The 20,565-nt window shown below is 64.3% G+C and carries 17 protein-coding genes and 1 tRNA gene; 9 read left to right on the top strand and 9 right to left on the bottom strand.

Annotation, left to right across the window (positions count from 1 at the left end; translation table 11 throughout):
• Window positions 1–4: 4 nt before the first annotated feature.
• Both ACERK3_03765 and ACERK3_03760 read right to left on the bottom strand, forming a co-directional pair.
• A complete protein-coding gene (locus tag ACERK3_03765) occupies window positions 5–586 on the bottom strand; it encodes a hypothetical protein (GenBank protein MFA9477407.1) in 582 nt (193 codons plus the stop codon).
• A gap of 124 nt (window positions 587–710) precedes the next feature.
• Window positions 711–783 (bottom strand) — tRNA-Phe (locus ACERK3_03760).
• A gap of 152 nt (window positions 784–935) precedes the next feature.
• On the opposite strand from ACERK3_03760, the gene rpmI reads away from it, so the two are divergent.
• From rpmI to queG, 5 genes are all read left to right on the top strand, one after another.
• On the top strand, window positions 936–1,148 hold the full coding sequence (gene rpmI / locus ACERK3_03755) for a 50S ribosomal protein L35 (protein ID MFA9477406.1): 213 nt from the start codon (window positions 936–938) through the stop codon (window positions 1,146–1,148).
• A gap of 120 nt (window positions 1,149–1,268) precedes the next feature.
• Window positions 1,269–1,646, top strand: a complete 378-nt coding sequence (gene rplT / locus ACERK3_03750) for a 50S ribosomal protein L20 (GenBank protein MFA9477405.1) — start codon at window positions 1,269–1,271, stop codon at window positions 1,644–1,646.
• Between the two features lie 169 nt (window positions 1,647–1,815).
• Window positions 1,816–2,571, top strand: coding sequence for a TIGR00730 family Rossman fold protein (locus tag ACERK3_03745; protein MFA9477404.1), 756 nt, complete (start codon window positions 1,816–1,818; stop codon window positions 2,569–2,571).
• Between the two features lie 60 nt (window positions 2,572–2,631).
• Entirely contained in the window at window positions 2,632–3,759 is a 1,128-nt protein-coding gene (locus ACERK3_03740; protein MFA9477403.1) for a Gfo/Idh/MocA family protein, read from the top strand.
• A gap of 69 nt (window positions 3,760–3,828) precedes the next feature.
• Complete coding sequence (gene queG / locus ACERK3_03735; GenBank protein MFA9477402.1) at window positions 3,829–5,028, top strand: tRNA epoxyqueuosine(34) reductase QueG; 1,200 nt, start codon at window positions 3,829–3,831, stop codon at window positions 5,026–5,028.
• Between the two features lie 40 nt (window positions 5,029–5,068).
• Here queG and gcvH read toward each other — a convergent pair whose 3' ends face one another.
• From gcvH to ACERK3_03720, 3 genes are all read right to left on the bottom strand, one after another.
• Window positions 5,069–5,452: a glycine cleavage system protein GcvH gene (gene gcvH, locus ACERK3_03730; protein ID MFA9477401.1), complete on the bottom strand. Its 384-nt coding sequence runs from the start codon at window positions 5,450–5,452 to the stop codon at window positions 5,069–5,071.
• A gap of 93 nt (window positions 5,453–5,545) precedes the next feature.
• Window positions 5,546–6,808 carry a sulfate adenylyltransferase gene (locus ACERK3_03725; protein MFA9477400.1) on the bottom strand — a complete coding sequence of 421 codons (1,263 nt, stop codon included), beginning with the start codon at window positions 6,806–6,808 and terminating at the stop codon, window positions 5,546–5,548.
• A gap of 157 nt (window positions 6,809–6,965) precedes the next feature.
• A complete protein-coding gene (locus ACERK3_03720) occupies window positions 6,966–7,505 on the bottom strand; it encodes a helix-turn-helix transcriptional regulator (GenBank protein ID MFA9477399.1) in 540 nt (179 codons plus the stop codon).
• Between the two features lie 372 nt (window positions 7,506–7,877).
• Here ACERK3_03720 and ACERK3_03715 point away from each other — a divergent pair, with 372 nt between their 5' ends.
• Both ACERK3_03715 and ACERK3_03710 read left to right on the top strand, forming a co-directional pair.
• Complete coding sequence (locus ACERK3_03715; protein ID MFA9477398.1) at window positions 7,878–9,248, top strand: Gfo/Idh/MocA family protein; 1,371 nt, start codon at window positions 7,878–7,880, stop codon at window positions 9,246–9,248.
• 213 nt (window positions 9,249–9,461) lie between these two features.
• Complete coding sequence (locus ACERK3_03710; GenBank protein ID MFA9477397.1) at window positions 9,462–12,170, top strand: DNA translocase FtsK 4TM domain-containing protein; 2,709 nt, start codon at window positions 9,462–9,464, stop codon at window positions 12,168–12,170.
• A gap of 95 nt (window positions 12,171–12,265) precedes the next feature.
• Here ACERK3_03710 and ACERK3_03705 read toward each other — a convergent pair whose 3' ends face one another.
• The 3 genes from ACERK3_03705 to ACERK3_03695 form a co-directional block, all read right to left on the bottom strand.
• Complete coding sequence (locus ACERK3_03705) at window positions 12,266–13,147, bottom strand: NmrA/HSCARG family protein (GenBank protein ID MFA9477396.1); 882 nt, start codon at window positions 13,145–13,147, stop codon at window positions 12,266–12,268.
• Between the two features lie 141 nt (window positions 13,148–13,288).
• Complete coding sequence (locus ACERK3_03700; GenBank protein MFA9477395.1) at window positions 13,289–13,762, bottom strand: TspO/MBR family protein; 474 nt, start codon at window positions 13,760–13,762, stop codon at window positions 13,289–13,291.
• 37 nt (window positions 13,763–13,799) lie between these two features.
• Window positions 13,800–15,251 (bottom strand): TIGR01777 family oxidoreductase, encoded by a 1,452-nt coding sequence (locus ACERK3_03695; protein ID MFA9477394.1) that lies wholly within the window; start codon window positions 15,249–15,251, stop codon window positions 13,800–13,802.
• A gap of 64 nt (window positions 15,252–15,315) precedes the next feature.
• On the opposite strand from ACERK3_03695, the gene ACERK3_03690 reads away from it, so the two are divergent.
• Together ACERK3_03690 and ACERK3_03685 are read left to right on the top strand one after the other, a co-directional pair.
• Complete coding sequence (locus ACERK3_03690) at window positions 15,316–15,987, top strand: methyltransferase domain-containing protein (GenBank protein ID MFA9477393.1); 672 nt, start codon at window positions 15,316–15,318, stop codon at window positions 15,985–15,987.
• Between the two features lie 19 nt (window positions 15,988–16,006).
• The gene (locus ACERK3_03685) at window positions 16,007–17,128 is read left to right on the top strand and encodes an NAD(P)/FAD-dependent oxidoreductase (GenBank protein MFA9477392.1); all 1,122 of its coding nucleotides are present in this window, start codon (window positions 16,007–16,009) and stop codon (window positions 17,126–17,128) included.
• Between the two features lie 35 nt (window positions 17,129–17,163).
• Here ACERK3_03685 and ACERK3_03680 read toward each other — a convergent pair whose 3' ends face one another.
• A complete protein-coding gene (locus ACERK3_03680) occupies window positions 17,164–20,337 on the bottom strand; it encodes a hypothetical protein (GenBank protein ID MFA9477391.1) in 3,174 nt (1,057 codons plus the stop codon).
• Between the last annotated feature and the right edge of the window lie 228 nt (window positions 20,338–20,565).

Here is a 20,565-nt window from a genome sequence, read left to right as displayed (position 1 = left end):
CACCTCATACCGCCGACCGTCGCGCCTCGCCACACTCCGGACAAGTCTCGCCGGGCGACGCATGCAGGTCGTAGCCGCAGTCAAAGCAGACGTGCATCGCCGCCGTCCGCCGACGGTACCGCCGTGCGACAAGCCAACTGAACCCCACCGACCCCATCGCCAGCGCTCCAGCGGTGATCAGCAGCAGCAACGCAAGCTGATCGAGGTAGCCCCACCAGAAGAAGTACGCTTCAAGATGTTGCCGCAACTTCGGCTCGCCGAACCAGACCAGCCCGCCCACCACCGCCAGGCTGATCGGCAGCAGCCAGATAGCAAAATGTAAATCGCGCAACTCGTGTTGTGGCGATTCCACCATCCCGCTGGGCCCATCCCCCGCTCGGCACCAGGGGCAGACCCAGGCCTGCCACACGAGCAACACACCCACCATACCTCCGCCGACCGCGGTGAACAGCAACGCCGTGCGTGGTTGGCCGAGCAGCGCCCACGCCGTCGCCGCGACCATGGCGCACAGCGCGAGCACGCCAAAGACCACCGCCACGCTGAAGTACCAGCGATGCCACGTCAGAGTTGGTTGCGGCGCATCCATGCATGACAGCCATGCAACGCGCGTGCCTCGCCGGGCAATTGCGCCGTTGAACAGCCGGGCCCGCGTACGCCGACCCGCGCATAAAAAAGGCCGCCAAACCTTTGGTTCAGCGGCCCTTAGAAAGTGGCCAGGGCCGGATTCGAACCGGCGACACCGGCATTTTCAATGCCGTGCTCTACCAACTGAGCTACCTGGCCGAGACGTCGATCATACCGATCAACGACTTGCGAGCGGATAAGCCTAGCATGGCGGAAGAACCTGTCAACCACGCTTCAATCACCCCGGCTTGCATCCGTCGGCAACCGGCTTACAATACTGGGCTCGCGACTTGCGAACTGGAGTGTTTATCATGCCGACGTTGAAATCTCATAAAGGCCTGGCCAAGCGGATCAAAGTCACCGCGCGTGGCAAGGTCAAGTTCAGTCGGGTGGGCTCAGGCCACCTGCTCAGCCACAAAAGCGGCGACAAACGGCGTCGGCTTCGTCAGCGCTCCGTTGCCGCCAAGGGCGACATGAAGCGCCTCGGTGCCATGCTGCATCGCCCGCTGACCCCGCGGGATTGACCCCGGGGCGATTCCGGGGACGATTTCGGATTTCGAGCGTTCGAAATCCTACACCATCTGCGAGCCGGGCCTACAAGCGTTCAGCCTAGCTGAACCCCCGCCATCGCGAAGGAGATTGCCATGCCTCGTGCCACGAATGGTGCGGCCCGACGACAGTCGAAGGTCCGCTGGTTTAAGAAGACAAAGGGTAACCGCGGCGCTCGCCGCAACCACTGGAGCCGTGTCAAGGAGACGGTCTACCGTGCTGGCGCGTACCAGTACGAGCACCGCCGCACGGTCAAGCGGGAATATCGCCAGCTCTGGATCACGCGCATCAGCGCCGCGTGCCAGATGCGCGACATCAGCTACAGCCGATTCATCGCGGGCCTGAAGGGGGCGAACATCACCCTCAACCGCAAGATGCTCAGCGAGATCGCCATTCACGATCCCGCCACGTTCGACAAGATTGTCGAACAGGCGAAGGCCGGCCTCCCCGTCGCCGCGCCCAAGGCTGCCTGAGCCGAGCCAACCCGGCTTGCTGACTTCCAAAATTAATGACCGCCGCGCCTGCTGCCAGGTGCGGCGGTTTTTTTCATAAGACTCAGGCTTTCATGGATGATCGCCGACCCTGTTGGGCTTCATCTTCCGTTATCGGTAAAATCGCTCTCTTCACCAAGGACCCATCCCCATGACCCTCGAAAAAGACACCCAACTCGGCCGTGAAACCTGGCGGCTGTTCCGCATCGTCTCAGAGTTCGTCGATGGCTTTGAGTTGATGAGCGACATCGGACCGGCGGTGAGCGTGTTCGGCTCGGCACGCACGCCGCGCGAAGACCCGTTTTATCGCCAGGCCACCGCCTGCGGCCGCAAGCTCGTCGAGCAAGACTTCTCCGTCATCACCGGCGGCGGGCCGGGCATCATGGAAGCCGCCAACCGCGGCGCGTTCGAAGCCAGCGGCACGAGCATCGGCCTGAACATCGCCCTGCCCATGGAGCAGAAGCCCAACGACTTCCAAACCCACGAACTGAGCTTCCGCTACTTCTTCGTCCGTAAGGTCATGTTCGTCAAGTACGCCTCCGGCTTCATCTGCTTCCCCGGCGGCTTCGGCACGATGGACGAATTTTTCGAATCGCTCACCCTCATCCAGACCCTCAAGATTCAACCGTTCCCCGTCGTCTGCGTCGGCCACGCGTTCTGGGACGGTCTGATCGACTGGATGCGAGCCACGCTGCTCGAAAAGTATGAAACCATCAGCCCGCCCGACATGAACCTCTTCCGCGTCACGGACGACGTCGACGAAGCGATCCAGATCATGGTCGACCATCGCGCACGCATGACCCAGGTCGGCGAATCCAGCCTCGACGAAACCACCACCGCCGAGGGCACACGCCAGGGCATCGACCCGATCACCCACCTCGGCCCGCACGGCCGCGTCAATCGCTAACCTTCCCCCCCCGCGCGGGACAGGACGTCCCGCCCTTTTTTGCCACAAGGAGTTTCCGGCATGGACCCAGTCAAAATCGGCATCATCGGCTGCGGCAACATCAGTAACCAATACCTCGAACTCGCTCGTCAGTTTCCCATCCTCGACATCGCCGCGTGCGCCGACCTGAACCTCGACGCCGCGCGAGCACAAGCTGAGAAGTACAACGTGCCGCAAGCGTGCACCGTCGAGCAGCTGTTGGCCGACGATCGTATTGAGCTGGTCATCAACCTGACGATCCCCGCGGCGCACGCCTCGGTTGCGCTCAAGACGATCGAGGCCCGTAAGCATGTCTACAACGAGAAGCCGCTGGCCGTCACGGTCGACGAGGCGAACCAGATGCTTGCCGCAGCGGAACAAAAGCAGGTCCGCATCGGCTGTGCGCCCGACACGTTCCTCGGCACGGCGCATCAGGCCTGCCGCAAGGCGATCGACGAGGGCGTCATCGGCCGCCCCGTCGCCGCCACCGCGTTCATGCTCTGCCGCGGCCACGAAACCTGGCACCCCAGCCCCGCGTTCTACTACAAGGTCGGCGGCGGGCCGATGTTCGACATGGGCCCCTACTACCTCACGGCGCTGATCAACCTGCTCGGGCCCATCGCTCGCGTCACCGGCTCCGCCGGCATCCAGATCGACCCGCGCACCATTACCAGTCAGCCGCTCAACGGACAGACCATCGACGTCGAAACCCCCGACCACGTGGCCGGCACGATCGAGTTCGCCCAAGGCGCGATCGGCACGATCATCACCAGCTTCGCCGCCGCTCACTCGCCGCACGATCGCCGACACCCCATCACGATCTTCGGCACGGAAGGCACGATGCAAGTGCCCGACCCCAACAATTTCGACGGTAGCGTGCTCGTGTGCGGCGTCGCCGACAAAGAGTGGCGCGAAGTCACGGTCGAGCACGATCACCCCAACGGCCGCAGCCTCGGCGTCGCCGACATGGCTCACGCCATTCGCGACCGTCGACCGCACCGCGCCTCGGGCGAGATTGCCTTCGCCGTGCTCGCCGCCATGCAGGGCTTCCTCACCGCCGCCGACACCGGCCAGGCCCAGACGCTCGACACCAGCTACGACCGCCCCGCCATGCTCGGCCTCGGCCTCAGCGACGGCGTGCTCACCGAGCCTGCCAGCGCCGCCAAATGATCGACGGTTGAAGACATGGGCAGCGGTTCAACCCATGCTCAGCAAATACTGCTCCGGATAGTAATGATCGTGACCACGCCCGCCTCCAATCCGCAGCGCAACGAGGCCGCGCGCCGGGTGCGCGAGCTTGCCGACGAGTTGGGCTTCGCACTATGCGGCATCGCGCCCGCCGCCGCGAGCGATCACGCCGACTTTGTCCGTCAATGGCTCGCCGATGACAAGCATGGCGAGATGCACTACCTCGCGACCAACCTCGATCTCCGCCTCGACCCGCGCGAGCTGCTGACCGGCGCCCGCAGCGTCATTGTCGTCGCCGACGTGTATCCGCCCGGCGTGTACGACTCGCCAACAGACACGCAGCAACCCCAGCCGCCCGTCGGCCGCGTCGCCCGTTACGCTTGGGGCGACGACTATCACAAAACCATCAAGCAGCGGCTGCATCGCCTGGCCGACGCGTTGCGCGAACGTCACCCTGCCGCCGTGTTCCGCGCCACGGTCGACACGGCCCCGCTGCTCGAACGCGAGCACGCCGCCCGGGCCGGCCTGGGCTGGATCGGCAAGCACACACTTACCCTGCACCCGCGCCTCGGCTCGTACCTGCTGCTCGGCGCGATCGTCACCACGCTCGACCTGGCCGACGCCGCCGAGGAGGATTATCCCGGCCACACCCTGCCCCCCACCGACCACTGCGGCACGTGCACCCGCTGCATCGACGCCTGCCCCACGCAATGCATCGCAGACCCCGCTCACCATCAGGGCCACCGCACCCTCGACGCGACGCGATGCATCAGCTATCTCACACTCGAACACCGCAGCCTCATCGACACATCACTGCACGCGTCAATGAACGACTGGCTCGCTGGCTGCGACGTCTGCCAGCAGGTCTGCCCCTACAACCAGCCGATCGAAACCAGGCCGCCGCCCGCCCCTGAAATTCGAAATGTAAAATCCGACATCGCCCTGCCGATCCACCCGCGCTACACCCCGCGCGCCGAACTCACGCTCGGCCTCAACCTGCTCGACGTGCTCAACTGGACCGCCGACGACCGCCAACGCGTCTTCCAAGGCTCGGCTTTGAAACGCATGAAGCTGGAGATGGTCAAACGCAACGCACTCATCGCTGCGGGCAATGCGCTGATGCAAAATGACGACCCACCGCTGCGCCAGCGCATACACGAACTGGCGCACGACGCAGACGAACACACGCTCGTGCGCGACACCGCCCGGCAGATCGTCGCACGCCTTGAACGCAAGAAGCCCACGGCGTGACGCCGTGGGCTTCAAGGTCATTTCAAGTCAAACGATCACCTTACTCGCTGGCGGCCTTCTCGTAGTCCGCCGCCGACATCAGCTTTTCCAGGTCTGCCGGATCGCTGGGGCGGAGCTTGATCATCCAGCCCTTATCGTACGGGTCCTCGTTGATGATCGACGGATCGTCGAGCACCGCCTGGTTCACCTCAACCACCTCGCCGGCGATGCCCGCGTAGAGCTCGCTGGTGGCCTTGACCGACTCGATTTCGCCGAAGCTTTCGCCTTGGCCGACCTCGCCCTCGGTGGCGGTGATTTCCAGGTACGTGATGTCCGCCAGCTCATCGACGGCGAACTGGCTGATGCCGATGGCGACCAGGTCGCCCTCCGGCTTATGCCATTCGTGAGACTTGCTGTATCGGCGATCGTCGGGGGTGCTTGCCATGGTGGCGCTCCTTGGGGTGCGCGGCGTTTAGTCGGGATCAAAACGGGCAGGACAGCTTAAGCTGAACTGCCCATGGGGTTTCGTCGAGTCCGCTCACGCGTCGGCGGTCTGCTTCATCGCGGCGGCGAGAATCTCGCTCGTGCTCGGACGCATAATGCGCTCGTCCACTTTTTCGCCCTTCTGAAGCGTTGCACGCACCTGCTTGCCGGAGATGAACACCGGCTTCTCATCCTTGTGATTTTCCATCAGGTCGACCCGGCCCATCGACTCGTAGTATGCCGCGAAGCCGACCTTCACCGGCTGAATCGACAGCTCGCCGGGCAGGTTCTCAAAGATTTCCTGCGCATCGAAGTCGCCCCAGATCGCGTCGCCGTCGTGGAACGGGGCGTCCGCGTGCTTACGGCCGATGATCAGGTGCGTATAGCCCATGTTCTGACGATAGATCGCGTGCATAACCGCTTCGCTCGGCCCGCCGTAGAACATCTTGATGTCCAGGCCCAACAGCAGCACGCGGTCGAGGATCGAGCCGCCGACCTTCGCCCACAGGTCCGCGTCCTTGTCGCCTTCGCCGAACTCACCCGAAGCGATCAGTGTTTCGTACGTCTGCATGCGGATCTCTGCGGAAACGTCGTCGCCCTTGGTTTCACCCACGAGCGGGTTGAGCACCGCGCCGGCGTTCTTGCCCTGGCGGAGCAGCTCTTCCAAGCCGTAGAGCAACGCGTACTCGTGCGCCCGGTGCAGCGGGTTGCGCGTCTGGAATGCGACCGCGGCGTCCCAGCCCTTGCCGGCGAGAATCTCGCGCACCTCGTTGGGCGTCTTGACATACTGACCAAAGTGCGGGTTCTTCGGCTGCGGCAGCGCAGTCAACTCACCGCCGATCAGGTGGCTCTTGTCCGCGTCGTTCTTCAGCACCATGTCCGCGCCGGGATGGTCCGTGCGGTCCGTGCCGTAGACACTCTTGATGTAGCGTGGCTTGTCCCATTCGAAAACACTCTGCACGTCGAGCAGCGCGACCACTTCGCCCGACGGGTCGGTCAATGCGACGGTCTGGCCTGCCTTCAGCGACCCCGCCTGCTCGCCCGTGACGGGAAAGGCCAGCGGAATGCTCCAGGCAAGCTTCTTGCCGTTGTGTTCGATCGTGTGCGTATCCAGCACGCGCTCGTAGACGTCCTGATTCATCGGGCCGGTCAGCGGGCTGAGCGTGCCGTCGGCCATGCGGTAGACGGTGGAAAGGTCTGCGGCGCTTAACGCGACGGTGGGCAGCCCCTGCGCTTTGGCCTTGAGGCCCGCGGGGTCATCGGTGGTGCGGTTGACGAGGGTTCCGCCGTGGGGCGCGATCAGTCCAGCTTGCGACATGTTCTGTAGCTCCTGAGTCCTAAATAGGGAGATCGGTTGTGATGGTCGGCCACGCAAAGCGGGCTCGAATCGGTCGTGCGGGTAGGCAAGCGATAGTAGTGGGCCACGCGCCGCGTCGCAAACCGGTGGTGTTCGCGTTCTGACCGGGCAGTTGACGTTATCGCCTGACGCGCGACCGCCAGGCGGTGGGGCTCACGCCACGCTGGGCGGAAAACGCCCGTGAAAAGCTGCTGAGGCTGGCATAGCCGCAGCGCGGGGCGATACCGGTCAGCGACAGGCCCGCGTTGCTCATCAACTCGCAAGCCCGGTCGACCTGCACACGATGCATCGCGGCAAGCGGTGAACCCCGCCCCACCTGCGCGAACAGTCGGCGCAGGTGGCTCGGTGAGACATGCACCGCCGCCGCGACATCCGCCACGCCCGGCCGCTCGGGAAGGTGCTCCGCGTACCACGCCATCGCCTGCGACACCTTCCGCCGGGCGTGGTCCGCCTGACTGGCGGTCGTCCTGCCGGCGACCTGCTTCATCGCCAGCATCGACAGTTCAAGCAGCGCATGCTCGTTGCGCATCGCGCTGAGCCGAGTGGGACGATGAAAATCGTCGCGCAAGGCGGTCATCAGCGTCTCCAACCGCGTGGTCTGAGCAGGCGTCAGGCCGACCGACCGCACGCCCCCCGGCCGAACCCAGTCGCGGACCAAATCCGGCACATGATCGAAATGGGCAACTACAATCCGAGCGGTGGTCCCCGGCGCCGCCCCCCAGCCGTGGCGGTGTTCCGGCCCGAAAACCCATAGCCGACGATGGCGAAAAACAGGGGGTTCACCGGGAATTATTGGCCCGCAAGCACCTTGGACGACAGCCTGGAACTCCCAGTAACCCCGTTGATAGAGATTGACAGGCCGATCCCCGTACTGCCGCTCGCCGACATTCAGGTAGTGGAGCATGCCAGTGACATCCTCAAAAAATAAGCGGAATTGTCAAGCAATGAGAGCGGTTATAACGCCCGCCACCTCGGTTTTGCTGCTACAATGCCGTTTTAATCGTCGTTCCTGAAATTGGAGATCGGTTTTATGTCGTCACATAAGCGGTACGTTGTGGTGGGAACTGGTGGGCGTTGCCGGATGTTTATTGACGCCATCTATCAAGCGCCCTTCAGCGAGCATGCGGACCTTGTCGGGCTGTGCGACATCAGCCAGACGCGCATGGATTTCTGGAACCGCCACATCACCGGCGAACTCGGCGGCGAAAACCTGCCGACCTATCACGCCGACGACTTCGACAAAATGATCGCCGAGTTGAAGCCCGACGTGGTCATCGTCACCACCGTCGACTCGCTGCACCACAATTACATCATCCGCGCCATGGAACTGGGCTGCGACGTCGTCAGCGAAAAGCCCATGACCACCGACGAGGTCAAGGCTAAAGCCATCTTCGACGCCATCGAACGCACCGGCCAGAACCTGCGCGTCACCTTCAACTACCGCTACCAGACCGCCATCTCCAAGATGCGCGAAATCATCGCCAGCGGCGCGATCGGCACGCCCACCCATGTCGACTTCCAGTGGTACCTCGACACCAGCCACGGTGCCGACTACTTCCGCCGATGGCATCGCGAGATGGACAAGTCCGGCGGCCTGCTCGTCCACAAGTCCACCCACCACTTCGACCTGGTCAACTTCCTGATCGATGACTACGCCGACACCGTCTTCGCCATGGGCGACCTCAAGTTCTACGGCAAGGAAAATGCCGAAGCTCGCGGCGAAAAATACAGCTACCAACGCTACACCGGCAACGTCACCAAGGAACAGGACCCATTCGCGTTGGACCTGACCGCCGACGAGCGATCCAAAGGCCTCTACTTCGACGCGGAAAAAGACTCCGGCTACATCCGCGACCGAAACGTCTTCGGCGACGCCCCCCCGGTCGATATTTACGACACGCACGCCGTGCTCGTCCGCTATCGCAACGGCGTCGTCCTCAACTACTCGATGTATGCCTACTGCCCATGGGAAGGTGAACGCATCACCGTCAACGGCACGAAGGGCACGCTTGAGTACTTCTCCCGCGGCCAGGGCCACGTCATCCGCGGCCAGTCCGACGACGAGCTCGCCGACGAGCAGTACGCCGGCGAAAAGTACATGCGCCTCCAGAAAATGTTCCAGCCCCCCGAGTCGATCGAGATTCCCCCAGCCAAGGGCGGGCACGGCGGCGGCGATGCGAAGATCCTCGAACGCATCTTCCTGCCCGACCTCCCGCCAGATCCACTGAAACGCGACGCCACGCACATCGACGGCGCGGCGTCGATCCTCGTCGGCGTGGCGGGCAACCGCTCCATCGCCACCGGCCAGCCGGTGCGCCTCGACGACCTGCTCCCCCTGCCGCCGAAAGCCAGCGGCGCTCAAGCCAGCGATGTCGCCAGTCTTGCCGGCACCGCCAAATGATCGCCGGTTGATCAGCAAAACCCACGATGAACCTCCTCAGGCCCGCGGACCTCGTCCGCGGGCCTTTTTACTGGCTTGCGATCGCAGATCACCGTTCACCGCCGAGGCGGATTCTGTCGTTATTCCCCCGCGCTGACCGATGGAAAATAGACTGTGGGCGCGATGCGTTTGCGCCGATATCGACCTCGCGGACGGGAACAGGGACGCCCAACGATGGCCAGAAAAACCAAGGCGGAAAAACAGAAGCAGGACCACTGGCAGACCTACCGTGCGATCGGCTGGGCCATCCTCGCCGGCCTGTGGCTGTTGCTGGGCATCGCCCTCTACAGTCACGATCCGCTCGACCCGCCCACGCACGCCTACGGCGTCCCAAATGAGCAGATCCAGAACTGGGTCGGCAACGTCGGCGCACTGACCTCCTACCACATCTACACCATGCTCGGCCCCGGGGTGTGGGTGGGCATGGCGGCGCTGGCGGCGTTCCTGTTTGTCACGGCCATCGGCCGAGAGGTCACGCACGTGCCTGTCCGCGCCTTGGGCGTGGCCGTCATGGTCCTGGCCACCAGCGCCCTGATCGGCGAAGGCCTGCCCACCCTCTTCGCCAACCATCTCGCCAACCCCGAAACCGCCGGCGGCCTGGTCGCCATGCTCATGAATGATGTGCTGGTCGCCCGCTTCGCGCTGGCGGGCACAATTCTCATCCTCGCCGTGGCGTGGTGGATCGGCGCGTTGATGGCGGCGGACGAGTGGGTGCTCGCATTGCCGCGCGCGGTCGGTCGTATGTTGCTCAAGGCCCGCGAGGTCGATCTGCCCAAGCCGGCGATGAGCACCGCGGTGAGCGGCGCGGGCTCGGCGGTCGGCGGTTGGCTATCAAACCTTTCCCTGCCGTGGCGCAGCAGCAGCGATGATGCAGACACCGCCACGCGACGTCGGCCCGGCCGCAAACGCCGGCGCATGGAAGAAGACGACGAAACCTGGATCGACGAAGACGCGGGCGGCCTCGGCGGCACCGAATCGTTCGACCCCAACGAACACCAGGTCAGCGAAGAGGACGAGGAAGAAGACGACGAGGAATACGAGTACGAGGAAGAAGACGCCGACGACGCGGACGATGACGAGGAGTATGAGGAAGAAGAGGAAGACGACGCCGCGGACGCGCCGGCCGCCTACCTCGCCGAGAAGTCGCAGTTCGATCCCGACGCGTTGCGTGAAAAGATGAAGCGGCTGCCCATCAACTTCGCGCCACGCACCAGTACGAAAAACGCGCAGGAGATGCGCGAGCCCGACCTCACCGGCTATCAGTTTCCCGGCATGGATCTGCTCGTCGAGCCGGAGACCGGCTTCTCCGCTGAGATGGAAGCCATCGTCCGCGAACAGGCGATGGACCTTGAATCCGCGCTCAAGGAATACAAGATCGACGGCGAAGTCGTCGGCATTGACTCCGGCCCGGTCATCACGCTCTTTGAAGTCCGCCTCGCGCCGGGCACGAAGGTGAGCCAGATCTCCGCGATCGACTCCGACCTCGCCCGCGCGATGAAGGCGCAGAACATCCGCATCGTGCCCAACATGGCGGGCAAGGACACGATCGGCATCGAAGTGCCCAACCTCAAGAAGGAAAAGGTACGACTGAAAGAACTGATGGCCGCCATGCCCGACGCGGCCGACAAGATGAAGCTGCCGATGTTCCTCGGCAAGGACGCGAGCGGCAATCCGCTGATCAGCGACCTCGCCGCGTCGCCGCACATGCTCATCGCGGGCACGACCGGCTCGGGTAAGTCGGTGTGTATGAACTCGATCATCATGAGCTTCATCTACACCCGTCGGCCGGACGAGCTGAAGCTCGTGCTCGTCGACCCGAAGATGGTCGAGATGAGCCAGTTCAAAGACATCCCCCACCTGATGTGTCCGGTGGTCACGGAGATGGCCAAGGCCGCGCAAATTCTTGAATGGGCCGTGACGAAGATGGACGAGCGGTACGAGCTGCTCGCCGAGGCGGGCGTGCGCGACATCGGCAGCTACAACGGCCTCGAATGGGAAGAGCTCAAGGAGCGCATGGAGCCCGCCACCGAAGAGGAAGAGGCGCGCATCCCCAAGAAGCTGCCTTACATGGTCTTCGTCATCGACGAACTCGCCGACTTGATGATGACCAACAAGGAGGTGGAGAGCTTCATCGTGCGTATCGCGCAGAAGGCGCGTGCGGTGGGCATTCACCTGATCCTCGCCACGCAGCGGCCGCAGGCGAACGTCGTTACGGGCCTGATCAAGTCGAACCTGCCTTGCCGTATCGCGATGAAGGTCGCCAGCGGCATGGACTCGCGCATCGTGCTCGACCAGAAAGGCGGCGAACTGCTGCTCGGCCACGGCGACATGCTCTTCCTCTCGCCGCGCACCAGCAAGCTCATCCGCGCTCAAGGTACGCTGGTGGACGATGCGGAAATTCGCAAGGCAGTCAAGTTCCTCAAGGAAATCGCGAACCAGCACTTCGAGCCGCAGCTCGTGCAGATCCGCTCGGGCGACGACGCCAGCGTGGACGAGGAAGCGCTGAAAGATCCGCTGTTCGAGAAAGCGGTGCTCGTGGTGCTCGAATCGAAGCGTGGCAGCGTTTCACTGCTGCAACGTCGCCTGACCATCGGCTACGGCCGGGCGTCGCGGCTGATCGAAGCGATGGCGGCGGCAGGCATCCTCGGTGATCACAAGGGCAGCCAGGCTCGCGAGGTGACCATCACACTCGAGGAGTGGGAAGCGATGAAGGCCCAGGCCGAGGCCGACGCCGCCGAAGCCGACGCCGAAGGCACGCTGTACGAAGAGTCCGACGAGGCCGCGGAAGAAGTCGACGCTGACGCCGAAGAGGAATTTGAATACGAAGAAGAAGAGGAAGACGACGAAGTGCCCGACGAATTTGATGATGAATACAAGCGGTGATGAATACAAGTAGTAATTGCCACATGACAGAAGCCCACGGTTTCAAACCGTGGGCTTCTCAGTTTCAACGTCGCCGCATGTCATTCGGTACGAGATCATGCTGCGGCGCGCTGCCAGTTGTTCTCGGACAGAAATCGCTCCAGCGTCTTCAACCCTGAATGCGTCTGTCGCAGCGCGGAGATGTCGGCGGAATAGCCCACCTGTTCAAACCAGCGGTACATGACTGTATATTCCGGTCCCATCTGCTGCTCGAACGCGTCCCAGGGCACTTGCTGATACGTCACCGGTCGGCCGATCACGCGGCTGAACGTGGCGACCAGATCGTTCATCGTCAGCTCGTCGCCGGCCAGGTCGACCTCTCGGCCGAGCCAGGCATCGCGATCGTCAAACGCCATCGCGGCAAACGCGCCGATGTCGTCCACCGCGATCTGCTGCAACGATGTGTCGGGGCTCAACGGTTGCAGGAGTTGGCCGCCGAAGATCATGTCGCGCAGCATCGGCATCTGCCAGTTGTCCATGAAGAACACGGGGCGAAGGATGGTGCAGGGCAAACCAATCTCGCGAATGTGTTGTTCGATCTGCCACTTGCTGTCAAAGTGGGGGATGCCCGTATCATGTTGTGCGCTGCCGACCGAGCTGTAGACGAAGTGTTCCACGTTTGCTTCCTTCGCGGCGTCGGCAAGCTGCTTGCCCTGCATCACTTCGCCATCGAAGCCGACCTCCCAGAAACTCTGCACCGAGAAGACGCCTTGAACGCCGTTGATTGCGTTATCGACCGACGCGCGATCGTTCAGATCCCCCTGTACGACATCCACGCCCTGCTCGGTGAGCGACCGCGCCGCCGCCTTGTTTGGATCACGTGTCAGCGCACGGACCTCAAAGTTGCGCTTGAGCAAGTGGCGTGTCACCGCGCCGCCCTGTTGGCCGGTCGCACCGGTCACGAGAACGCGAGGCTTCTGGTTCGCTGTTGCATGCATGGTGTAGGCTTCCTTTCCAGGTTCACAAAATCAATTCGTCAACGACAGCCGCCTGCCGCGGCTTCAACCGAATCGTAGTCCGCCGCGCAGGCCAATGTCGCTTTTTCTTCTTTACGAATCTCAAACCGCCGACCGATCGCCTCAAGCGTTCAGCCACCAGATCGCCGCGTTGAGCACTACAGCGAAACTTACCCATGCCAGGTACGGCAGCAGCAACGCCCCTGACGTCGGCCGAACGCGCCAGAACGCGATCGTCGTCGCCACAATCGCCAGCCACAACACGACAATTTCTACCAGCGCCCAGCCCGGCTGCCACCATGCGAAAAAGATCCACGACCACAGCGCGTTCAACACAAGCTGAACGCCGAACAGCGACAGCGGCAACCGCGCCTTCGCAAAGCCGCTCGGCTTCCAGACCAGCCACACCGCGACACCCATCAGCAGGTACAGCAGCGTCCACACCGGTCCGAACACCCACCCCGGCGGCGCGAACGGCGGCAACTCAAGCTCACGATAAAACGCCCCCGCCTCGCGCCCCGTCGCCACGCCGCCCACCACGCCGGCCAGCAGTGACAGCGCAATCCAGCAGATCAGCCCGACGGTCGCGCGAAGCATGAGTGGCCTTCCTGAATAAACGCTCACCAATAAACGCTCACCGTCCAAGCAGATGACGCAGCGCCGCTTCCAGCTCCGGCTGTGCAAACTCGTACCCCGTCCGCTCGAGCACCGCCGGCTGTACGCGGGCGCTGGCGAACATCGCATCGTCCGCCATGTCGCCGAACGCCAGGTGCAACGCGAAGCGCGGCGCGGGGATGATCGTCGGACGACGGATGACCTTGCCCAGCGTCTTGGTAAATGTGCGATTCGTCACCGCGTTCGGCGAAACCACATTCATCGGCCCCGCCGGCGCGTCGGACGATTCATCAAACAGTGCATGGAAAACCGCGCCGATCACATCATCCATCGCCACCCAGCTCCACCACTGCTGCCCGTCGCCGAGCTGTCCCGCGAGCCCGCTACGGAAGATCGGCAACATGTTCGCGAGCGCCCCGCCTTTGGGCGAAAGTACCAGGCCGAAGCGGGCGAACACCGTCCGGATGCCCGCGTCCACCGCCTCCCGTGCCGACGCCTCCCACGCCTGGCACGCCTCGGAGAGAAAACCTTCGCCAGGCGAGCTGGTTTCGTCGAGCATCTCGTCGCCGCGGTCGCCGTAGAATCCGATCGCCGAGGCATTGACCAGTACGCTCGGCTGCGGGTCGAGCTTGCTGATCGTTTCAGCGAGCAGGCGCGTGCTCTTCTCTCGACTGTCGCGGATACGCTGCTTCTTCGCCTCGGTCCATCGCCCCACGATCGACTCGCCCGCCAGGTTCACCACCGCATCGACGCCGGCCAACCCCGCAAGGTCCAGATGTCCCTCGTCCGGCGACCAGCGAACTTCATTGTCCGCCTTCGGCTCCCGCCGTACTAGGCGGATCACCTTGTGCCCGGCGGTGCTCAGCAGTGGTACCAGCTCGGAGCCGATGAGCCCACTTGAACCGGCGATGGCGATGGTCTGCGGCGAGGCGGTCGCGTAACGGTTTTGCATGGCGAGATCCTGCGCGAGAATAGCGTGGCGATAGCGAAACATACGCTCGAGTTTGTCATGCGTGAAGCGGCCCGCGAGCAGTCGGCCGAGCTGCCCCATCGGCAGTTCATAAGTGATCCGGTCTTCCAGCATACACGCGCCGTCGCTCACGGGCTCAACAAGATGCGTGTGCTCCCATCGACGCATCGGGCCTTCCACCTGCACATCGCGAAACTGCTTGCTTTCCACATAGTCGCGATGCTCCGCGATCCAGTCCCGCCACACGCCAGCCGTCTGCACGCGAAGGTGCGTACGGTCGCCATCGTGGATCGTGCCTTGGCGGTCGACCAGTTGCACCCGCTCCCACGGCGGCGTGAGCCGTTCAAACGCGCCCGGCCGGGTGTGCCAGGCGAACACGCGGTCGGCTGGGGCTTCGAATCGACTGCGATACACATACGTCTGCTGCTTCAAAATCTTCCCCTCTTCAGGTCGGGCCTGCCCCGGGCATAACCGGGCAGTTGCGTATACTGTTCCAATCATGCCAGGACTCGCCGAACATTGTCGTCTCCCTGATTTAAGCGTACGCAGACGCGTACCCGAATGGATGGATGACCCTGCCCTCGAACCGCCACTACTCCGCCACGCGCTGCGCGGCCTCGCTCGGCTGAATCGCCTCTCCGCCACTGCCTCCACCCTCGCCCGCGCGCTCAGGCTACACATCGGCAACGACACTCGGCCGTGGCGCGTGCTCGATGTCGCGTGCGGCGGCGGCGACGTGACCCTCGACATCCAACGCCGACTGCAACGCGCAAAGCTGCCCGTCACACTGCACGGCTGCGACATCAGCCACACCGCCATCGGCCACGCGCAACAATGCGCCAACGCCGCTGGTTTCGACGAGATGCGGTACTTCCACTGCGATGTCCTGAACGACTCCCTGCCCGGCGACTACGACGCGATGATCTGCTCGCTGTTTCTACATCACCTCGATCAGCCGGCGGTTGAGCATGTGTTGCGGTCGATGGCTCGGCAGAGTCGGCTGGTCATTGTCGATGACCTGATGCGCAGCCGAACGATCTGGATCGGCGCGTGGCTGACGACGCGTCTGGTCACACGCTCGCCGGTGGTGCACGTTGACGGCCCGCGATCGGTGCAGGGGGCGTTTACCGTGGACGAGATGCGCTCGCTCGCCGCGCGAGCCGGGCTCAATGACGTGACCATCCGCGAGCGATTCGTCGGCCGTATGCTCATGGAGTGGGTACGGCCGAGCGGTTAACGCAACAAGGTGCAACGCCATGACCGAACGCTACGACATCGCCATCATCGGCGCAGGCCCGGCCGGGGCGATGTCGGCCTATCGCTGTGCCCAGCACGGCGCGGCGGTGTTGTTGGTCGACAAGGCCCGCTTCCCCCGCGCGAAAACCTGCGGCGGATGTCTTGGCGGCGAAGCGATCGGCGTGCTCGAACGCGCGGGCCTCGCGACTGTGCACCGCAGCTGCGATGCACAGCCGCTGCACGCCCTTCGACTCGCCACCGCCGGACGGTCGGCGAACGTGCCGCTGGCCGGTGGCTTCGCCGTGTCGCGCCGACGGTTCGATCACGCGCTGGTACAGACGGCCGTCGCGGCGGGCGTTACTTTTCATGATGACACCAACGCCGTGGTGAGTCACGACAATCGGGTGATGCTACGTCATCGCGGCGATGGCAACAATGGCGGCGCGTCGCGACAGGTGCACGCTCGTGTGTTGATGGTGGCCGACGGCATTGCGGGCACGTGTCTCGCCGATCGGCCGGGCTTTGACTGGCACGTCGCGCGACGCGCCCGCGTCGGCTTTGGTGCGGTGCTGCCCGGCGTCGGCAGCGGCTACGAGCCGGGCGTGATTCACATGGCGGTCGGCCGAGCGGGATACGTCGGCGTGGTCGAAGTCGAAGGCGGCCAGTTGGATATCGCCGCTGCGGTCGACGCCCGCGCGATGCAGCAACTCTGCGGCCCCGCTGCGACGGCGGCCCGCCTGCTGCACGATGCCGGCCTGCCCGCCATTGATGGGTTAAACGATGCGTCGTGGCGCGGCACGCCGTGGCTGACGAGGCATCGTCGCCGGGTCGCCGACGACGGCCTGCTGCTCATCGGCGACGCGACCGGCTACGTCGAGCCGTTCACCGGCGAAGGCATCGGCTGGGCCCTGTGCAGTGCCGAGGCGGCCACACCACTGGCCCTCAACGCCATCGCCAAGCCCGCCATGGCTCACCGCTGGACGAAGCATCACCGCCAACTGTTCGCCGCCCGCCATCGTCGTTGTCGACTGATCGCCACCCTGCTGCGCCGCCCCGCACTCATGCGGCTGGCCGTCGCTTTGCTCGACCAGCGCCCCGCCCTTGCGCATCCCATCACCCGCCGACTCGCGCTCGGTGCATGAACAGAGACATAAGCAAGCGCATACGCCGCATCGCCTCACCGCCGACGAAATACATCAAGCAGATCGCGCGCCGGTTCGCGACGCTCCTCCTCCGCCTCCTCTTCCGCTTCTTCCGTCGGCTCTTCGCGCTCCGCAGGCGGCTGCTCATTATTGTCGCGCTGCCGACGACCGCCGAGCACACCATCCAGCAGCCCACCGAGCCCGTTGTCACGATCACCCACCGCCTCACGCAGGCCCGCCCGCATCGCCAACTGCGCCAGCTCGCGCGTCATCGCCCCGCTGTCCAGCCGCGGCTCGTCGAACGTGCCCGTCAACGGCACTTCCAACTGGTAGTTCGGCCCCACCGCTCGCTCAAGCCCGCTGGCGATCCGTCCCAACGAGGCGGCCGGCACAGATGTCACAAGGTTGAACTGCTGCGTGTCGTAATGCACCCGACCCCGAAAGCCGACCGTCACGCCCGACACCGTCATCCGAAGATCGTCATACGACATCGCGCCTTGATCGAGCCCGAACGTCATCGGCGAAAACCGTGCGCTATACTCCTGCCCCGGATCAAATCTTCCCCCGACCGCACTCAACGCACCAAACAACGCCTGCGCTACCCCCCCCTGTTGCAATCGCAACTCACCAAGGCCCAGGCTCGCGTTCATCCGCACACGCTCCATGTCAAAGTCTTCCAACGGCATGTGGAAGCCTTCTTCGCGCAACACCAACTCCGCGGGCCGTTCGCCCGATATGGCCTGCAAAAACGGGTTGATCGTCGAAAGCAGTGCCTGGCTCATCTCCGGCGTCACCCGCAACGACGCCACCGCGTCTTCACGCAACTCCAGCGCAAGCTCCGGCGTCAGTCGGCCGGGCACGTTCGCCGTCGCGTTGTCCGACTCAAGGTCGATGTCAAGCGTACCGCCCGCCGCGCCGTCGTAGTCCACGCGAGCGTCCGCCGAGGTCCGCGCCCCGAGCACCGCAGCAAGGCTCCCCCCCTGCCCCCCCAGCGCATCGAGCACCGACGACGGCACGCGCGTCAAAGTCGTGTTGCTTTCAATCCGCGACGCGCTCGGCTGCACTTCGCCATCATCGCTCAACAACCGACCCACGCGCGTCCGCGAGCTGATTCGCCCGTCCCCGGCCGCCGCCTCGTTCGCATTCTCATTGTTCTGCTGTTGCGGCTGCGGCTCCTGCTGCGGCCGCCCGAGTTCTTCAGTCAACTCGTAAATCATCGCTTCAATGTCAAACTCCAGCAGTTGCCGAAGATCATCGCCGCGCACGTTCACGCGTCCCTGTTCAATGCCGAACCGCTCGTCCGTCGCCAGGTCGCGCAAACGCAACACCGGGCTCGACAGCTGCAACGCGACGCGCGTCCGCTCCGGGTCCAGCCGCATCGTCGGCTCCGCCGCCTCATCGTCCGCATCCGCCTCGGCCGGGGCCTGCAAGTCATCCGTCAGCATCGCCACAGCCAACTGCTCGACGTTCAACGTCACTTCCGCGTCCTCTTCCAACGCAAGCGTCAGGCCATCTTCACCCGCCGCCCACCGCGCGAACGCCTGCGGGCTCAACTGCAACACCATCGGCTCGGGCGTACGCAACGTGATCAACCCATCCGCCGCGTAGCCGCCTTCAAACGGCCCGGCCAGCCGGGGCGCGTCGACACGCCCATCAAAGGTCAGGTCACCGGTCTGCGTCTGGGTCAGATTCACCGTCGTGCTCAGCGTCTCGCCGATGGTCAGCGCCAGTGCGCCGTCGAGGTCGGCCACCGCATCCGCCAGCGCCATCGGCAACGCGGTCGCCTCCAGCGTCGCAAGCATTGGTTCGTCCTCGGCGAACAGTTGCCGGATCGCAAGGCTCGCCGAAACCGCTTCGCTCACCTCGCCGTACGTCGCCTGGCTTTGCAGGTTGGCCGTGACCTCATCGCCCAGTCGGGCCGACTGCACGGTGACGCGCGGCTCGCCGAGCGTGATGCGGTCCATGTCGGGCATGTCGAGCACGATGTCTTCCGTCGTCGCCTGCAGGTTCAACGCCGCCCGCACCAGGTCGATGCCCGCCGCCTCGTCACGCGGCAGCACCAGCTCCGCAAGCTGCACATCCACCGTGAACGGCTGCACCAGCGTCATCGGCGGCGCTTCGCCCGGGGCAGGCTCCGCCATCCACGCCGCGAACGCCGTGGGCGTCACCTGCAACTGCAACTGCGATCCCTCCGCCGCGCGAATCGCCTCGTCGTCGCCCACCAACTCCATGTTGGCCGACAGGTTCGCGCTGCTGGCTTGCAGATTGACCGTCATCGACCGCACCGGCCCCGTGGCGGCAAAGGTCGCGTCAAGCTCGTCGCCCAGCAGCGCAGCCAGCCGACCTTCCTGGCCCATCAACCGGTCCGCCATGTTCAACGGGAAGCTGGCCAACTCGCCCTGCGCCTGCACATTCGCTTGACCCATCTGCGGCTCGCCCGCAGCGGTGAACGCATCATTGAGGTTGAAGTTCACGTCAATCCGCCCCGGCCGATCGCCGTGCACCAGATTGCTATGTATCCGCCCGGCAATGCGATTCAGGTCGGGGATCTCAATGCCCACGTCCAGGTCCGTCAGCTCCACACGCTCAACGTCCGGCGCTTCGTACGTCACACGGTCGGCGGTGAAATCAAGCTGCACCGCCAGGTCGCGGTCGAGTTGCATCGGCTCATCATCCGCCGGCGGCGCAGGGTCCGGCCGGGTCGACTGCAACGCCAACTGCAAGTTGGTCGGCTCGCCCGCGGCCTGCCGCAGATGAATCGCCTCCGCATCGACATTGATCAGCCCATATCGCGACGAGCCCAGCAGCACCGCCGCCAATCGCAGCTCCGACGCTTCCACCCGGCGGATCGACGCGACAAGATCGCCCTGCGCGTCCGCCAGCGTCACGCCAAACGCCGACTGTCCGCCGAACCACGCCAACCGCAGCCGATCGATGTTGATCGAACCCGCGATCGTCGTATTCACATACCCGGTCAGCCACCGCTGCATCGGCCCCGTGCTCAGCAGCGTCGGCAACGCCAGCACCACCGCCAGCAGCAGCAACACCACCACACCAGCCCCGCCGCCGACCCACCAGCCCCATCGTCGCCGTCGGCGATGCGGGGGTGTCGTCGGCTCCGTGGACTCGGGTTGCACGGGCTCACGGTGCGTGGGCTTCTGCGAAGGCTCCGACGGTGTCGGCTGCTCTTTCGGATCATCGTTTGTCATGGCGATATACCTTTCCTGTCTGGCATTGTGATTGTAGACGAGGCGGAGCAAAAAGGTGTGGCGAACCTGGGCACGCAGAAGCATCATTTCGCCACAGCCCGGCCGACCTCGCTTCACACCAAGGTAACGTCCGCCCGCTGCGCCATCTTGCCGACGAAGCGCCACACCTTTCTTCTGGACCCGCCCGCTTCAGCAGCCTAGCATCAACGCGACTGCGAACGAGGTTAC

Source organism: Phycisphaerales bacterium AB-hyl4 (genome assembly GCA_041821185.1).
GTDB lineage: Bacteria > Planctomycetota > Phycisphaerae > Phycisphaerales > Phycisphaeraceae > Natronomicrosphaera > Natronomicrosphaera hydrolytica.
The sequence above is the reverse complement of the archived record's forward strand: the minus strand, read 5'-3'. Positions and strand labels throughout refer to the sequence as shown.

Coding starts and splice junctions, on each gene's coding strand:
- ACERK3_03765 (MFA9477407.1), bottom strand. CDS start 586: ATGGATGCGCCGCAACCAACTCTGACGTGGCATCGCTGGTACTTCAGC.
- rpmI (MFA9477406.1), top strand. CDS start 936: ATGCCGACGTTGAAATCTCATAAAGGCCTGGCCAAGCGGATCAAAGTC.
- rplT (MFA9477405.1), top strand. CDS start 1,269: ATGCCTCGTGCCACGAATGGTGCGGCCCGACGACAGTCGAAGGTCCGC.
- ACERK3_03745 (MFA9477404.1), top strand. CDS start 1,816: ATGACCCTCGAAAAAGACACCCAACTCGGCCGTGAAACCTGGCGGCTG.
- ACERK3_03740 (MFA9477403.1), top strand. CDS start 2,632: ATGGACCCAGTCAAAATCGGCATCATCGGCTGCGGCAACATCAGTAAC.
- gcvH (MFA9477401.1), bottom strand. CDS start 5,452: ATGGCAAGCACCCCCGACGATCGCCGATACAGCAAGTCTCACGAATGG.
- ACERK3_03725 (MFA9477400.1), bottom strand. CDS start 6,808: ATGTCGCAAGCTGGACTGATCGCGCCCCACGGCGGAACCCTCGTCAAC.
- ACERK3_03715 (MFA9477398.1), top strand. CDS start 7,878: ATGTCGTCACATAAGCGGTACGTTGTGGTGGGAACTGGTGGGCGTTGC.
- ACERK3_03710 (MFA9477397.1), top strand. CDS start 9,462: ATGGCCAGAAAAACCAAGGCGGAAAAACAGAAGCAGGACCACTGGCAG.
- ACERK3_03705 (MFA9477396.1), bottom strand. CDS start 13,147: ATGCATGCAACAGCGAACCAGAAGCCTCGCGTTCTCGTGACCGGTGCG.
- ACERK3_03700 (MFA9477395.1), bottom strand. CDS start 13,762: ATGCTTCGCGCGACCGTCGGGCTGATCTGCTGGATTGCGCTGTCACTG.
- ACERK3_03695 (MFA9477394.1), bottom strand. CDS start 15,251: ATGATTGGAACAGTATACGCAACTGCCCGGTTATGCCCGGGGCAGGCC.
- ACERK3_03690 (MFA9477393.1), top strand. CDS start 15,316: ATGGATGACCCTGCCCTCGAACCGCCACTACTCCGCCACGCGCTGCGC.
- ACERK3_03685 (MFA9477392.1), top strand. CDS start 16,007: ATGACCGAACGCTACGACATCGCCATCATCGGCGCAGGCCCGGCCGGG.
- ACERK3_03680 (MFA9477391.1), bottom strand. CDS start 20,337: ATGACAAACGATGATCCGAAAGAGCAGCCGACACCGTCGGAGCCTTCG.